This window comes from Phormidium sp. CCY1219, from assembly GCF_035615515.1.
In the GTDB taxonomy this organism is placed as follows: domain Bacteria; phylum Cyanobacteriota; class Cyanobacteriia; order Cyanobacteriales; family Laspinemataceae; genus CCY1219.
The window spans coordinates 1-291 of the sequence record NZ_JAJENT010000056.1; the positions used below are offsets into that span (position 1 = coordinate 1).

Below are 291 nucleotides of genomic sequence, written 5' to 3' on the forward strand. Positions count from 1 at the left end.
TTGCCTTTCACCCGGGGTTCATTCTGGATATAAAATGCCGAATCGGGTTCGGAACCGCGTGCTAAATCTTCGCGATTCAGGGTAGTCGAACCGGCGCTCAATATTTCGATATCGAGTCGATCGGCTAAGGCATCCACGAATTTTTCTAACATTCGTTTTGGGTTTTCATGCTCTAACAAGGGAGTCATAATTTCCAACAATCCTCGGTCGTAATTCAGGCGGATATTGCGATTGTCTCCCATGTCGGCTAACAATCGTTTGTAAGTGTCCCAGCTAATCTGCTTTAGCAAG

1 pseudogene is annotated in these 291 nt (G+C 46.0%); it reads right to left on the reverse strand.

The annotated features are described in order from the left end of the window. Positions 1-290: pseudogene (locus tag LKK83_RS00400) on the reverse strand (Uma2 family endonuclease); the annotation flags it as partial. Between the last annotated feature and the right edge of the window lies 1 nt (position 291).